We start from the raw sequence: 13,982 nt of genomic DNA, 5'->3' as shown, positions 1-13,982 counted from the left end.
CCCGCTGAAACCCTTACTGCGCAATAAAAATCAACGACCCAGAAAATCGTGCAGCGACTCCAGAGCCGTGTCCGCCTGGTCGGCGAAGAAGCCGTCGACACCCGCCTTGAAGAAGGCCGCTTCTTCCGCGAAGACGTTGCCGAACGCGGTCGGGCTGGCCGACGAGCGCAGGTTCGCCGGCAGGAACGGGTTCTCGTTGCGGAAGGTGTAGGGCTGCACTTTCAGGCCGGCGCGGTGGGCGTCGGCGACCAGCGAGGTCGGCTTGCCGAGGTTGTCGGCGGCGTCGCGCGGGATGACCTGCGCCTTGTCCGGCCCGAGGTACTCCGCGTACTTCGCGATCTCACGCAGCCCCGCCGACGTGACGAGGTCGGCGTACGTGCGCTTGTCACCCGCGGCCACGAAGTCGGCCGGCGCGCCCGAAGCCTCGGTCAGCTGCAGCAGCGGCACTCGCACCTGCTTGTGCAGCTCCTTGAGGTTCGCCACCTCGAACGACTGGATGATCACCGGCGCGTCGGCGCGGTTGAGGCCGTTGCGGTTGAGGAACGCCACGAGCTTCGGCTCGGTCGGGTTGCCGATCGAGGAGAAGTACGTGGAGTGCTTGACCTCGGGGTACGTGCCGAGCGTGCGGTGCAGCTCCTTGCCGAGCCGGCGCGTGAGGTCGATGACCTCCTGGTACGTCGCGATCGGGAACCGGCCGTTGTAGAGCTGGTTGTTGGGGCGGTTCTCCGGGATCCGCTCCTTCGCGCGCAGCGTCTTGAGCTCAGCGAGCGTGAAGTCCTCGGTGAACCAGCCGGTCATCGAGACACCGTCGATGACCTTCGTGGTTTTGCGGCCGGCGAACTCCTTGTGGTCCGCGACGTCCGTGGTGCCGCCGATCTCGGGCTCGTGCCGCGCGACGAGCCGGCCGTCCTTGGTCGGCACGAGGTCGACGTCGACGAAGTCCACGCCCATGCGGAACGCGAGCTCGTAGGAGGCGAGCGTGTGCTCCGGGCGGTAGCCGGGCGCGCCCCGGTGGCCGACGATCACGGGGTCATCGTGCCGGTGCGCCGCCGCGCCCGCCACCTGCTGCGGGGCCGCCGTGGCCGGACCGATGGCCAGGCTCGCGACCCCCAGCAGGGCGAGACCGGACAGGGCGAGCACACCCACGCGTTTGCGCTTCATGCGAAGACCTCTCTCTACCGGGCACTCCGTCCTTCTTTGACGGGTTTGCCACGAGTACCGCCGCCACCCTCACGGCCGCAACTGTCGAACGGCGGGCATCAGAGGGACAAAAGGGGGACAACCCGGTAAACGGTGCATGGAATCCGCTTCCGGACAACACGGTTTGGACGGCGAAATGCCCACGCCGAGCGGGGCCCGTTACCCTGTTCGGCGTGCGCGTACTGGTAATCGGGTCCGGCGCCCGGGAGCATGCACTCGTCCTCGCGGTGTCCGGCGATCCCGCCGTCACCGCGCTCGCCTGCGCGCCCGGCAACGCCGGGACGGCCGCGGTCGCCGAGCAGATGGGTGTCGAACCGGCCGACCCCGACGCGGTCGCCGCGCTGGCGAGCGAGTGGAAGGCCGACCTCGTGGTGGTCGGTCCCGAGGTCCCGCTGGTCGCGGGCGTCGCCGACGCGGTGCGCAAGCAGGGCATCGCCTGCTTCGGGCCGTCGGCCGCCGCGGCGCGGATCGAGGGGTCGAAGGCCTTCGCCAAGGACGTGATGGCCGCCGCGAACGTCCCCACCGCGCGCAGTGAGGTCGTGGACACGCCGGCGCGCCTCGACGCCGCCCTGCAGCGCTTCGGGCCCACCTGGGTCGTGAAGGACGACGGGCTCGCGGCCGGCAAGGGCGTGGTCGTCACGCAGGACGTCGAGGTCGCCCGCAAGCACGCCCTGATGCTGCTCGACGGTGGTCACCCGGTGCTTCTGGAGTCCTTTTTGGACGGACCCGAGGCGTCGCTGTTCTGCTTCGTCGACGGCCGCACCGTGGTGCCGCTGCTGCCCGCGCAGGACTTCAAGCGCGTCGGCGACGACGACGCCGGCCCGAACACCGGCGGCATGGGCGCGTACGCCCCGCTGCCGTGGGCGCCGGAAAACCTGGTCGACGACGTGGTCGCCCGCGTCGTGCAGCCCGTGGTCGACGAGCTCGACGCCCGCGGCGCCACCTTCTCCGGCCTGCTCTACGCGGGCCTCGCGCTCACGTCCGAGGGCCCGCAGGTCATCGAGTTCAACTGCCGCTTCGGCGACCCGGAGACCCAGGTCGTGCTCGCCCTGCTGCGCACGCCGCTGGCGGGCTTGATGCTCGCGACGGCCACCGGCAAGCTCGCCGAGCAGCCGCCGCTGGAGTGGTCGGGCGGCGCGGCCGTGACGGTCGTGATCGCGGCCGACGGCTACCCCGGCAAGCCGCGCACCGGCGACGTGATCACCGGCGGCGAGGTCGAAGGCGTGCTCCACGCGGGCACGCGGCGGCGCGACGACGGCGCCGTCGTGTCGGCGGGCGGACGCGTGTTGTCCGTGGTCGGCACGGGCAAGTCGCTCAAGTCGGCGCGCAAACACGCGTACGAGACGGTGGAGCGCGTGCACCTCGCGGGCTCGCACCACCGCACCGACATCGCGCTCAAGGCGGCCAACGGCGAGATCACCATGCCGGTGAACGCCTGATTCCCCCTCCCGATCACCCGGCGGTTGGTAGCCTCGTAGCGGGGCCGAACGGTCACTGTCCGTATCATCGCAGTCCGTAGACATCACCGAGGGGGAGCGCATGGCGGGAAGCACTCCGTTGTCCGAGTTGGCGTCGTCCGTCCCGGCGGCGCCCGGCGTCGCGGACCTCATCGTGGCGCCGGAGAAGCTGCTGGACGTGGCGAAAGTCGTCGACGAGCAGGCGAACGCACTCGAGGACAAGCTGCTCACCCGCCTCGGCGAGCTGCGCATCGACACACCCTCGGCCGACACGGTGAGCCGGAACTCCGTGGCGGCGTGGAACATGATCGTCGCGGAAGGTGATCACTCGTACGCCGCCGAAGCGCGCGAGTACGTCGCCAACCTGCGCCGCCTCGGCGAGCAGCTGCGGGGCGCGGCGCAGACGTACCAGATGAGCGAGGATGACAAGGCCGCGGCGTTCGGGGACCGTGGTGCGCACGGCATCCACTAGCGCCCTGGTTGCCCTGCTCGCGCTCGGCGTGGCCGGGTGCTCGTCCGGCGACCCGGGCACGGCGCTGCCGGTCGCGCCCGCGGCGAGTTCGGCTTCGCAGGCCGCGAAGGCTTCGCAGCTGCCGCAGCGCCCGGCCGACCTGCCGCTCACGGGCGTCGACCCGTGTGAGCTGCTGGGCCAGGCCCAGCTCGACGAGCTGCAGGTCAACGCCGTGCCCCGCAAGGCCGCCGACGCGCCGGACGGGCCCACGTGCGTGTTCGACGCCGACAAGGCCGAACCGTTCCACGCCTACCACCTGCGCACCGTCAGCGCCGATCTGCAGGAGTGGCTCACCGGTGCGCGGCGGAAGAACAGCATGACCACGGTGCCGTTCGCGGTCGAGGGCTACCCGGCGCTCACGAGCTACCGCGCGGCCGGCACCCCGTCGGACTGCGAGGCGCTCGTCGGCGTCGCGAAAGGACAGACGCTGGCGGCGCAAGCGTTTGCGGTCACGGCCGGCGCGTTCACCCAGCAGCAGCTGTGCGATCAGGCGACGCAGGCGGCGGACCTGGCGCTGCAGTACCTCAAGACACGGACCTAGGAGGGCGCGTGGAGATCTCCGACCTCGCGGGCAAGATCCGCGACCAGCGCTTCGACGGCTGGACGGACTCGTCGCTGGCCGACGAGATCCAGAAGTTCTCCGACGGCGACGGCATCGGCAGCATCGGCACGGCCGTGGAGGCGCTGAAGGCAGTCGCGACGGCACTCGCCGCGACCGACGAGGCCCTGCGCACGCAGCTGACGCAGCTCGGTGTGGAGTGGCAGAGCCAGGCCGGTGGCGCGGCCGGGCAGGTGTTCACCGAGCAGGCCGGGTTCTCGCAGGACGCCACGCGCAAGGTGTCGGACGCCGCCGAGCTGCTGTTCACCCAGGGCGAGGCCTTCAACCGCACCAAGTTCAAGCTGCCCGATCCGAACGTGCTGCGGAAGGGCGCCGGCGGCTACACGCTCGGCGACTCCGTGCTGAGCCTGATCGGTTTCGAGACCGACCACGCGACGGCGGTCGATGCGGCCCAGAACGCGCGCAGCCAGGCGCTGGAGGCGTTGAACGCGTACGCGCAGCAGAGCGGCGAGAACCTGCTGTCGTCGGAGCCGCTGAACCGGCCGGAGTCGCTGTCGATGACGCAGCCGGACGGGCGCAAGAGCGTGCTGGACCTGGCGGGATCGGCGGTCGACGTGACGCCGGACGGCGGCGTGCGGCCGGCCTCGGCGTCGGTGCAGTCGCGGCGCGTGGAGCCGCCGGTGCTGCAGCCCGTGGCGAACCGCGTTGTCGTGGATCCGCCGACGCCGACGTTCGGGATCGCCGTGCCGCCCGCGGGTGGGGCATCTGGTGGTGGGTACACGGCGCCGGCTTCGACGCCGGGTCGGTCCGTCGCGCCGCCGGCTGGTGGTCCGGTGCCTCCTCGCGGTTCGGTGCCGCCACGTGGCCAGGTGCCCCCGGGTGCTTCGGTGCCGCCGGGGTGGGAGGTGCCGCCGGCCGGCGGTGGACCTGGGCGGTCCGGTGCCGGTGGCCCGATCCGGGGTGGCGCCGGTGGTGGTCCTGGGTTCGCGGGTCCCGGGTTCGACGGACAGCGCGGTCTTGCCGGCGGCCCCGGCTCAGGGGTTTCCGGTGGTCCGGGCGGCCGTGGTGGTGCTGCTGCGGGCGGGGCGTCGACGGGCGCCGACGCGGTGCTCGGCCGTGGTCCGGCCGGTGGGACCGGTGGTGGTGATCCGGCGTTGACCCGCGGCCGGTTGGTCGGCAGTGGCCCGCAAGCGCCGGTCGTTCCGGAGGAGAGCGTGGGTGGTCCGGCCCCGGCGCCGCGGCCGGGTGTGTCGGCCGGGGAGATCGGGGCGGGCGTCACGGCACTCGGCGCCGGCGCGGCGGGTAGTGCGCTGGCCGGCGACCGTGAGCGGCCCCGGGGGTTCGGGGGGCCGCCGTCGAAGGGACCCGTGCGTCCGCTGCCGGTGGGTGAGCTGCCGGAGGAAGAGGCGATCGCGCTGCGCAAGACCGAGCAAATCGAGCCCAAGCAACCTTCCGGCGACGCGAAGTTCCTCGCGCCCGCGGCCACGCAGGACGAGGAGAACGCCGAGCACGTGCGCCGCTTCGGCGTCGACGACAAGGACCTCTTCACCGACCCGCGCCTGGTCTCCGACGACGTGATCGGCGACGACGCGTGAACCTCGTGCTCTCGGCGCTCGAGTTCGACGTGCTGTGGGAGTCGCTCGAGCTGGGCCGGCGCCCGGCCGCGCTCGGCGTGCCCTCGCCGGGCCGCACGCACACCGAGCGGGCCGCCTTGGTCGGCGAAGCGTGGGCCGCCCTCGCCCGCCGCCGGCTCGCCCGCGGGCGGCGCGCGTCGGGTGAGCTGTTCGACCAACTGCACCTGCTGTCGCACCCGCAGAACGCCCTCGACGTGTGGGTCTGGGCCGACCGCGAGATCCACGGCCGCGCCGTCAGCCGCGGCAGCCAGGCCGTGCTCGCCGTCGTCGACCGCGACGAGGTCTGGCTCATCCCCGCCGACGAGGGCTCACTGGCCGAAGCCGCCGTGCCCGTTGCCGGGGAGCTGTCCGCGGGCATCGGCCAAAGCGTCTCCGTCCCCCACGCCACCCTCGTTGCCGCCGACGCCAAGGCCGGCGGCGACCCGAAAGCCCTGGTCACGGTGCTGGAAGACCACGGGCTGGCCCTGTGGGAGGCCCAGGAACTCGCCGGCATGTTGCTGGGCCAGGAAGCCCGCGGCCAGTTCACCGCCGAACGCACCCTCCGCGACGGCACGGTCCGCCGCTCGACCCACCCCACGGCCTTCTTCGACACCGACGCGGGCCGCTACCTCTTCCAGCTCACGGACGACACCCGCGGCCACACCTGGGCGACGGTGACACCGGCGGACAACGCGGTGTTGGTGGAGCGGGTTCGGGAGCTGCAAGCGGGGTTATGACGCCTTCTGGCACGCTGGGGTGGATTCGGCGAGGATCCGTACCCGGAGCGTGGCCGAGGTCTTACAGTAGGCCGGGAACCGACTTGGTCATGGGTGCGTCTGATCAATCGGGTGTTGGTTTTCGTGAAGGGGAGAGCGGACCGTGGCTGTGTACGACGTCGATTCGATGGCTATCGCGGCGCGTCAGGTCGAGAAGCTGAAAGACGAATACCAGAAATCCAAGGACAAGCTCACCGGCATGGACCATGAAAAGGAAAGCCCCTTCGGCGGGATGCCCGGTTCGCAGGACGCGCACAGCGCCGTCGGTGAGTTCAAGAACGGTGTGCACAGCCAGTTCGACGCCGCGGGCCAGCACATGGACGCGCTCGCGTTCGCCATGCGCAAGGCCGCCGGACTGATGACCGAAATGGACGAGGTCGGCAAGAGCGACCTCACCGTCCACGTCGACAAATAGAACAAATCGGGCTCGAGGAACGAAAAGCAGGGGGACGGAACGTGGCTTTGGATGGGGTCGGCGCCGGGACTCCGGACAACTGGAAGGCGTTCACTGACAAGGTCGACCAGGTCGCCAAGCTCAACGTGGACGCGATCAACAAGGCGGCAGACCAGTTCCGCGGGGCCGCTACCGATGCCGCCGACCATTCGCAGGCCCTGGACAACACCACGAAGGCGCTCGACAGCAGCGTCTGGTCCGGTGGCGCGGCAGACAGTTTCTTCGACTACGTCCGCACTGTCCGCAGCGCGGGCGCCAAGGTCGAGGCGCACCTGGGAGACGTGGCGAACGACCTGACGACGCTGGCCAAGAACCTCGCGGACATCAAGACGAAGGTCACGCAAGGCAAACTCGCAGACGCGGAAAAGGCGGTCAACGCTCGCAACCAGCGGGCCCAGACGGACATGAACGCGGCTGCCGCCGCGGCCAAAACCGCCGCCGACGAGAAGAAGCCCGCACCGAGTCCCACCGTCGAGCAGATCAAGGCCACGGCGAGGACCGACATCAACAACCTGACCACCCAGTACGACGGCGAAGTGCAGGGCCTGCTCACCCAGGCCAACACCATGATCGGCCAGTCGCAGACCCTCATGAAAACCCAGATCGAGGGCGGCTACGACAAGGTCCCCCTGCCCGGCAAGGACGGCACCGTCCCCCAGAGCACCGGCGGGCTCCACACCTCCTCCCACCACGGCGGCGGCGGCGGAGGCGGCGGGGGTGGTGGCGGTGGCGGCGGCGGCCTCGGCCCCAGCGGCGGCCCGCCCGGATCTCCGCCGCCGGGGAATGTGCAGGAGTGGATCGACGAGGCCATCAAGATCCTGCAGGCCAACGGCGTGAACGTCACCGAGGCCGACGTGAAGAACATCTGGGCGATCATCCAGCACGAATCGGGTGGTAATCCCAATGCGATCAACAACTGGGACTGCGTGCCGCTCGACACGGCGATCCTCACGCGCCGTGGGCTGCTGAAGCACCACGATGTCGAGGTCGGCGATGAGACCATCGGCTACAACCCGCGCACCCGGCGTAGTGAGTGGACCCGCGTCACGCGGGTGGTCCACCACGAGAACGCCACGCTGACGACCCTGTCCAATTCCCGTTGGACGGCGACGACCACACCGAACCACCGGTGGCTGAACCTGCCTCGGCTCACGGTCGCGAAGGATGGGCCGATGGTCTGCCCCGAGTGCGGTTGGGAACCGCGCACGAGCGGCGCGCCCCGCAACGGTGTTGCCGTGCACCGGCGAAAGGTGCACGGTGTTGTTCCGGAGGCTCAGCGCAACGAGTACGCCGACCAAGCTCGCTTCGTGACGACCGACGAGGTCGGCAGCGGCGATCGGATTCTGCTCGCCGCTCCCGCCGACACCGACTCGACGCTCGACGTGACCGTGCGCGAGGCGGCTCTGCTCGGCTGGATCGCGGGCGACGGCCACGTCGAGCCGCGCCGGCACCGGCCGACCGTGTCGGTCGCGCAGTCCAAAAAGGACATGGTGCTGAAGCTGCGTGAGCTGCTCGACGACGTGCCGCACGCGGTGTACGTCGACGACCGCGGGGGTTGCGGGCCCCGGCACCAGTTCCGGCTCGACCACGACTACGCGCAAGATCTGCTGCGCCGCGCGGGGAACCCGAAGTCGGACGCCGTGCGCCAGGTCCTGGCGATGTCGGCCGCGCAGCGCGAAGCGTGGCTCGAGGCCGTGACCGACGCCGAGGGCACGCGGCACCTGCGGCCCGGGTACACGAAGCCGAAGGTCACGATCTACCAGGCGCCGGGCGAGGTGCTCGAGGCGATCACGCTCGCGGTCTACCTCTCCGGGGCGCGGCCGCGCGTGTCGATCACCGACCGCACGGGCGAGCACGAGACGTGGCACCGCGAGGCCGCCGTGCGCGCGAACAACCCGGTTGTCACCGGCGCGTTCCTGCGGCGCGAACCCGCAGGTCGCGCTGACGTCTGGTGCGTCACCACCGAGCTGGGCACCTGGACCGCCCGCGAAGGCGACCACGTGTTCCTCACCGGGAACTCGAATGCTGCGGCCGGGCACCCGTCCAAGGGCCTCATGCAGTGCATCGACTCGACGTTCCAGGCGCACAAGCTCCCCGGCCACGACAACATCTACAACCCCGTCGACAACATCATCGCCGGGGTGCGTTATTCGCTCGACCGCTACGGCTCGATGAGCAACGTGCCGGGCATCGCGGCGATGGCGCACGGTGGTGCCTACCGCGGTTACTGAGCAGCGGCCGGCCCAAGGCTAGCCTGGCCGCATGGTCGACATCGGTGCTTTCGGCGGGCCCGCGCTGCGGGCCGGTGTGCCCCCGTTCCACGTGATGGACGTGCTGTCCGCCGCGCAGGCGAGGCAGCGCAGCCACGGCGACCTGGTGTCGCTGGCGGCGGGGCAGCCGTCGGCGGCGGCGCCGGAGGCGGTGCGGCGAGCGGCCAAGCAAGCGCTCGACGAACACACGCTCGGGTACACCGAGCAGCTCGGCATCCCGCAGCTGCGGGAGGCCGTCGCGGGGCACTACCGGCGGACGTACGACGTCGACGTCACCGCGCAGGACGTGGTGATGACCACGGGCTCCTCGGGCGGCTTCCTGCTCAGCTTCCTCAGCGCGTTCGACCCCGGGGCGCGCGTGGCGATGGCGCGGCCCGGCTACCCGGCCTACCGCAACCTGCTGAAGGTGCTCGGCTGCGAGGTAGTGGAGTTCGCGACCACCGCGGAGACCAACTTCCAGCCCACGGTGACCCTGCTCGACGAGCTGGGTCCGCTGGACGGGCTGATCGTGGCGAGCCCCAGCAACCCCACGGGCACCGTTCTTCCCCCGGGTGAGCTGGCGGCGATCTCGGGCTGGTGCGCGAGCCACGGGGTGCAGCTGATCAGCGACGAGATCTACCACGGCATCTCCTACGAGAAGCAGCTCGACTGTGCGTGGCAATACGGTCGCGAAGCGCTGGTGCTCGGGTCGTTCTCGAAGTACTTCGCCATGACCGGCTGGCGGCTGGGCTGGATGCTCGTGCCGCAGCGGTTGCACCGGGCCGTGGACGTGCTCACGGGCAACTTCACGATCTGCCCGCCCGCCATCGCGCAGCACGCGGCCGTCGCGGCGTTCACGCCGGAGTCGTACGCGGAGGCCGACGCGCACGTGGAGCACTACCGCAAGAACCGGGACCGGCTGTTCGCCGGCCTCACCAAAATCGGTCTCGACAAACTTGCGCCCGCCGAAGGCGCCTTCTACGCGTACGCCGACGTCTCCGCCTACACCACCGACAGCCTCAGCTGGTGCCAGCGCCTGCTCGCCGACACCGGCGTCGCCATCGCGCCGGGCGTGGACTTCGACCCGGTCGACGGCGGCAAGTTCGTGCGGTTCTCGTTCGCGGGGGCCACCGAGGACGTCGACGAAGGGGTCCGCAGGCTGGGGGAATGGCTCAGGTGATCCGGTCAGGGGGAACCCCGATATCCCCCTGAACGTTGGCTTCACGAAGAGAGTTTTCGAGCCGCGGGTGGCACGCTGGACAGCACCGGGCCGGCGTGGCGCGGAAACGTCATGGAGGAGCCATGTTCTGGAAGATCGTCGGAGCGCTCATCGTGGCCTGGATCGCGTTCATGGTCCTCGGCGCCGTGATCGGCTTCGTGTTCAAGGCCGTGCTGTGGATCGCGATCATCGGCGGCGTGGTGTTCCTGGGTACCGCGGCCTACGGCGCGATCACCGGCAAGAAGGACGCCAAGCGCATCGGGCGCTGACGCGTCTGGGGGCTTCGATGCGGCGACCGACCACCACGGCTGGGCGCCGCATCGGCGTGTTCGCACCCTGACCTGATCCTCATCGCTTCCTCACAACGGTCCGTCACCGTGGAGTGTGAACACCGCTCTGCCGAGGAAGGACCGATGATCACCACTCGAACCGCCGGCGCGCTGCCGGCCCTGCTGCGTGCCTTCGCCGTCACGGCCTGCTCGGCAACCGCCACCCCGGCACCCGACACAAGCACGGCTCCCGGCACAGCCCAAGCCCAGACCGACACCACACCGCCACCGACCTCGGCGACACGGTTGCCGGCCACCCCGCCACCGCCGTATGACGTCACGGTGCACGAGCGCACGCGCAAGACCGCGCAGGGCTTCCCGGTCAACGTCTGCGTGCCCGACCGCCTCGACCAGCAGGTGCTCAGCCTCACCACGTCGGACGGCTTCCACCTGCCCGCGATCGAGCTGGGCTCCGGCGACCGCGGGATCCTGCTCGACCACGAGTCGGGCTACTACATCTGCTCCTGGCTCGACACCGCGGAGAAGCTCGCCGCCAAGGGTTACCACGTGCTGGTGTTCGAGTACCGCGGTCACGGCGCCGCGCAGAAGAACGACGGGCCGGTGACCGACAACTTCGACCGCGACACGAGCGCCGCGCTCGCCGAACTGCACCGCCGCGGCGCGAAGTCGGTGCTGCTCGGGGGCGCGTCCTGCGGTGGCAGCTCGGCGGCCCGGCTCGCGGCGCAGGAACCGCGGCTGGTGGGCCTGCTGATCCTGTCCTCGCCCAGCAACTGTGGCGGCGACTCGGCCGCGGCCATCCGCAAGGTCACGAAGCCGGCGTTCTTCGCCGTCGAGACCGGCGACTACAGCGGCAACATGATCGGTGAGGTGAAGAAGCTGTACGAGGCTTGCGGGGCACCGCCGACCGACAAGCACCTCGAAGTGATGCCCGGCGAAACCCACGGCACCGACATGCTGCGGGACCCGAAAACGCAGGCGCACTTGGAAAAGCTCATCTTCGACTTCATCGACTCGAGCTTCCGGCACGCCGCGCACTGACCACAGTGGACGCTACGGTACCCGCGCCACCCCGGCCAGCGTCGTGAAGTTCACGGCCGCGAGCGGAGCCAGGCGCGGGCCGTCCGGCCACCACAGGTGGGGATGCGTCAGCCCGGGCGGCAGCACCTCCAGCCCGTCGAACAGTGACGCGATCTCGTCACGCGAGCGGTACAGCGTGTCGAGGCCGACGCCCTTGAACCGAGCTTCCAACGCCGTCGCCACCTCGGCCGCCTCGCTGCCGTCCGCAGGGTTGTACTGGTGCAGCAGCACGAGGTACGAGCCGGGCGCCAGCGCGTCGACGTAGGCCTTCACCACCGCCTGCGCCACGGCGAAGTCGGGGATGTGGTGCACCACCGCGCACAGGATGAGGCCCACCGGTCGCGTGAAGTCGAGGTGGGCCGTCACTTCCGGGTGCGCCAGCGTGCGCTCGTGGTCGAGCAGGTCGGCGCCCGCCATGTGCGTGCGGTCGTTTTCGGCCAGCAGCGCGCGGCCGTGGGCCTGCACCACCGGGTCGTGGTCGACGTACACCACGTGGGCAGCGGGATTCACGTGCTGGGCGACCTGGTGCGTGTTCTCCACCGTGGGGAAGCCCGAACCGAGGTCGAGGAACTGGTCGACGCCCAGCCGGCCGGCCAGCAATCGCACCGCGCGCACCAGCCAGGCGCGCACTTCCCGCGTCATCGTCTGCGCGGCCGGTGCGAGCTCGAGGATCTGGTCCAGCACGGCGCGGTCGGCGGCGTAGTGGTCGCGCCCGCCCATCAAGGCGTCGTACACCCGTGCGTTGCTCGGCCGGTCGAAGTCGACCGGCGCGAGGTGATCGGCCACAGCGCACCTACCGGGGAGGATCGATCGGGACGCGCACAGCTTAGGTGATCGACTTCCCGCCCGGCAGGCGGCCACGTCGTACTGGTGAGTGGTCAGTCCAGGGCCGCGCGGGCGGCTTCCACGCCGTCCCACAGGTGTGCCCGGATGCCGACGGCCCGCGCACCCTCCACATTGGACTCACGGTCGTCGAAGAACAGGCAGTCCTCCGGCTTCGCGCCGAGCTTTTCCAGTAACAGCCGGAAGATCTCGGCGTCGGGCTTGGCGAATTTGACGTCTCCCGAGAACAGCGTGACGCGGAACAGCTTCGCCCACTCCTGCTCGCGCACCCACTGCCCGAACGACGAAGGCGCGTTGGACAGCAGCGCGAGCGCGGCCCCCGCCTCCGACAGCGCTTCGAGCAGTTCGAGCGACGAAGGCGCCAGGTTCGACCAGCCCGCGATGTCGATGGCCGTGAGCTCGTCGGCCATCGCGTCGGACACCCGCGCGCCAACGCGGTCGCCGATCGACGTCCAGTACTCGAGGTCGCTCGAGCCGCGGTCGTACGGCTCGCGCACCGCCCAGTACGCGGGCTCGAACTCCTCGGGGGCCACGCCCATCGTCGCGGCGAGCTTGGGCAGCGCGGTGGTGCGCGTGCAGAGCACCTCGCCGTAGTCGAAGACGAGCCAGTTCGTCACGCGGCCGCCTTGATGCGCTGCAGCGCTTCGTCGACGGCGGTGGGTTCGAGGTCGCGGTGCAGCACGAAGCGCACCTTGCCGGCCATCGGCAGCGCCTGGATGCCCAGGGAACCGAGCCACTCGAGCGCGGCGGCCAGGTCGGGGACCGCGGCGAGCACGATGTTGGTGTCCGGCGTCTCGACGCCCCAGCCGTGCTCGGCCAGGCCCGCGGCCAGGCGGCGGGCGTGCTCGTGGGTCTCGGCCAGGTCGTCGATGTTGTCCAGCGCGACCAGGCACGCCGCGGCGAGCACACCGCCCTGGCGCACACCGCCGCCGAGCATCTGGCGCATCCGGCGCGCCCGCTCGACGAACTCGGCGCTGCCCGCGACGACCGAGCCGACCGGCGCGCCGAGCCCCTTGCTGAAGCAGGCGGACACGCTGTCGACGCCACCCGTCAGCTCCGAGGGCGCCACACCCAGCGCGACGGCCGCGTGCCAGATGCGGGCGCCGTCGAGGTGGACCTTGAGGCCGGCTTCCTTCGCGACGGCCACGAGCTGCTCGTGCTCCGCGGGCGGGGTGACGGCGCCACCGGCGGCGTTGTGCGTGTTCTCCAGGCACAGCAGAGTGGTGCGCAGCGTGAAGTACGGGCCGGGGCCGCCGATGGCGGCGCGCAGCCGCTCGGGTGACGGGCGGCCCGGGCCGGCGTCGTGCTCCAGGATGTCGGGCATGCCGCCGGCGAGCCAGGCGGCGGAGCCGAGCTCGTTGGTGAGCACGTGGGCACCGCGCGTGGCGAGGAACCGGTCGCCGCGTTCGAGGTGCACGGACAGGGCGATCAGGTTCGCCATGGTGCCGCTCGGGGTCCACAGCGCGGCGGGCTTGCCGAGGATCCCGGCCGCGCGTTCCTCGAGCTTCGCGATGGTGGGGTCGGTGCCGATCACGTTGTCGTCGACCTCGGCCTCGGCCATGGCCGCACGCATGCGCTTGCTCGGGCGGGTGACGGTGTCGGAGCGGAAATCGAGCGGAGTCGAGGTCACGCCGCGATCACATCACACCGCCACCCGCGCTATCAACGGCGCCTGGGGTGGAAGCGATCGGCGGTCTCGTGCAACCGTGGACGCCCCCGGTTCCGTCCTTGGGG

General features: G+C 70.8%; 13 protein-coding genes and 2 pseudogenes. 11 read left to right on the top strand and 4 right to left on the bottom strand.

Going from position 1 to position 13,982, the window contains the following annotated elements:
- Nucleotides 1-30 precede the first annotated feature (30 nt).
- Entirely contained in the window at nucleotides 31-1,161 is a 1,131-nt protein-coding gene (locus ACWEOE_RS00790; protein ID WP_452001996.1) for a glycerophosphodiester phosphodiesterase, read from the bottom strand.
- A 212-nt stretch (nucleotides 1,162-1,373) separates the two neighbouring features.
- Here ACWEOE_RS00790 and purD point away from each other — a divergent pair, with 212 nt between their 5' ends.
- The 11 genes and pseudogenes from purD (at nucleotide 1,374) to ACWEOE_RS00735 (ending at nucleotide 11,366) form a co-directional block, all read left to right on the top strand.
- Nucleotides 1,374-2,639, top strand: coding sequence for a phosphoribosylamine--glycine ligase (gene purD, locus ACWEOE_RS00785; protein ID WP_452001993.1), 1,266 nt, complete (start codon nucleotides 1,374-1,376; stop codon nucleotides 2,637-2,639).
- Between the two features lie 100 nt (nucleotides 2,640-2,739).
- Nucleotides 2,740-3,129, top strand: a complete 390-nt coding sequence (locus tag ACWEOE_RS00780; RefSeq protein WP_452001990.1) for a PE domain-containing protein — start codon at nucleotides 2,740-2,742, stop codon at nucleotides 3,127-3,129.
- Nucleotides 3,080-3,709: a DUF3558 domain-containing protein gene (locus ACWEOE_RS00775; RefSeq protein ID WP_452001987.1), complete on the top strand. Its 630-nt coding sequence runs from the start codon at nucleotides 3,080-3,082 to the stop codon at nucleotides 3,707-3,709. Before ACWEOE_RS00780 ends, ACWEOE_RS00775 begins: the two co-directional genes overlap by 50 nt.
- 8 nt (nucleotides 3,710-3,717) lie before the next feature.
- On the top strand, nucleotides 3,718-5,322 hold the full coding sequence (locus ACWEOE_RS00770; protein WP_452001984.1) for a hypothetical protein: 1,605 nt from the start codon (nucleotides 3,718-3,720) through the stop codon (nucleotides 5,320-5,322).
- The gene (locus ACWEOE_RS00765; protein WP_452001981.1) at nucleotides 5,319-6,077 is read left to right on the top strand and encodes an ESX secretion-associated protein EspG; all 759 of its coding nucleotides are present in this window, start codon (nucleotides 5,319-5,321) and stop codon (nucleotides 6,075-6,077) included. The genes ACWEOE_RS00770 and ACWEOE_RS00765 overlap by 4 nt, the downstream gene beginning before the upstream one ends.
- Before the next feature lie 142 nt (nucleotides 6,078-6,219).
- Entirely contained in the window at nucleotides 6,220-6,531 is a 312-nt protein-coding gene (locus tag ACWEOE_RS00760; RefSeq protein ID WP_452001978.1) for a hypothetical protein, read from the top strand.
- A 41-nt stretch (nucleotides 6,532-6,572) separates the two neighbouring features.
- A pseudogene (locus ACWEOE_RS00755) lies at nucleotides 6,573-6,881 on the top strand (WXG100 family type VII secretion target); the annotation flags it as partial.
- 1,704 nt (nucleotides 6,882-8,585) lie between these two features.
- Nucleotides 8,586-8,801: pseudogene (locus ACWEOE_RS00750) on the top strand (transglycosylase SLT domain-containing protein); the annotation flags it as partial.
- Nucleotides 8,802-8,832: 31 nt separating this feature from the next.
- Entirely contained in the window at nucleotides 8,833-9,999 is a 1,167-nt protein-coding gene (locus ACWEOE_RS00745) for an aminotransferase class I/II-fold pyridoxal phosphate-dependent enzyme (protein ID WP_452001975.1), read from the top strand.
- A 122-nt stretch (nucleotides 10,000-10,121) separates the two neighbouring features.
- Nucleotides 10,122-10,307 (top strand): hypothetical protein, encoded by a 186-nt coding sequence (locus ACWEOE_RS00740; protein ID WP_452001973.1) that lies wholly within the window; start codon nucleotides 10,122-10,124, stop codon nucleotides 10,305-10,307.
- A gap of 144 nt (nucleotides 10,308-10,451) precedes the next feature.
- Nucleotides 10,452-11,366: an alpha/beta hydrolase gene (locus tag ACWEOE_RS00735; protein ID WP_452001971.1), complete on the top strand. Its 915-nt coding sequence runs from the start codon at nucleotides 10,452-10,454 to the stop codon at nucleotides 11,364-11,366.
- Nucleotides 11,367-11,378: 12 nt separating this feature from the next.
- On the opposite strand, the gene ACWEOE_RS00730 is transcribed toward ACWEOE_RS00735, so the two are convergent.
- The 3 genes from ACWEOE_RS00730 to ACWEOE_RS00720 form a co-directional block, all read right to left on the bottom strand.
- Complete coding sequence (locus ACWEOE_RS00730) at nucleotides 11,379-12,191, bottom strand: SAM-dependent methyltransferase (protein ID WP_452001968.1); 813 nt, start codon at nucleotides 12,189-12,191, stop codon at nucleotides 11,379-11,381.
- A 92-nt stretch (nucleotides 12,192-12,283) separates the two neighbouring features.
- Complete coding sequence (locus tag ACWEOE_RS00725) at nucleotides 12,284-12,865, bottom strand: HAD family hydrolase (RefSeq protein WP_452001965.1); 582 nt, start codon at nucleotides 12,863-12,865, stop codon at nucleotides 12,284-12,286.
- Nucleotides 12,862-13,878, bottom strand: coding sequence for a threonine aldolase family protein (locus tag ACWEOE_RS00720; protein ID WP_452001962.1), 1,017 nt, complete (start codon nucleotides 13,876-13,878; stop codon nucleotides 12,862-12,864). The genes ACWEOE_RS00725 and ACWEOE_RS00720 overlap by 4 nt, the downstream gene beginning before the upstream one ends.
- Nucleotides 13,879-13,982 lie beyond the last annotated feature (104 nt).

The organism is Amycolatopsis sp. NPDC004368, from assembly GCF_053602515.1.
Note: the sequence above shows the minus strand (reverse complement) of the source record. Positions and strands in the feature narration are given on the sequence as shown.

Bases quoted from the DNA above. Each gene is read 5' to 3' on its own strand.
- ACWEOE_RS00790 (WP_452001996.1), bottom strand. From the start codon at position 1,161: ATGAAGCGCAAACGCGTGGGTGTGCTCGCCCTGTCCGGTCTCGCCCTG.
- ACWEOE_RS00780 (WP_452001990.1), top strand. From the start codon at position 2,740: ATGGCGGGAAGCACTCCGTTGTCCGAGTTGGCGTCGTCCGTCCCGGCG.
- ACWEOE_RS00740 (WP_452001973.1), top strand. From the start codon at position 10,122: ATGTTCTGGAAGATCGTCGGAGCGCTCATCGTGGCCTGGATCGCGTTC.
- ACWEOE_RS00775 (WP_452001987.1), top strand. From the start codon at position 3,080: ATGACAAGGCCGCGGCGTTCGGGGACCGTGGTGCGCACGGCATCCACT.
- ACWEOE_RS00745 (WP_452001975.1), top strand. From the start codon at position 8,833: ATGGTCGACATCGGTGCTTTCGGCGGGCCCGCGCTGCGGGCCGGTGTG.
- ACWEOE_RS00735 (WP_452001971.1), top strand. From the start codon at position 10,452: ATGATCACCACTCGAACCGCCGGCGCGCTGCCGGCCCTGCTGCGTGCC.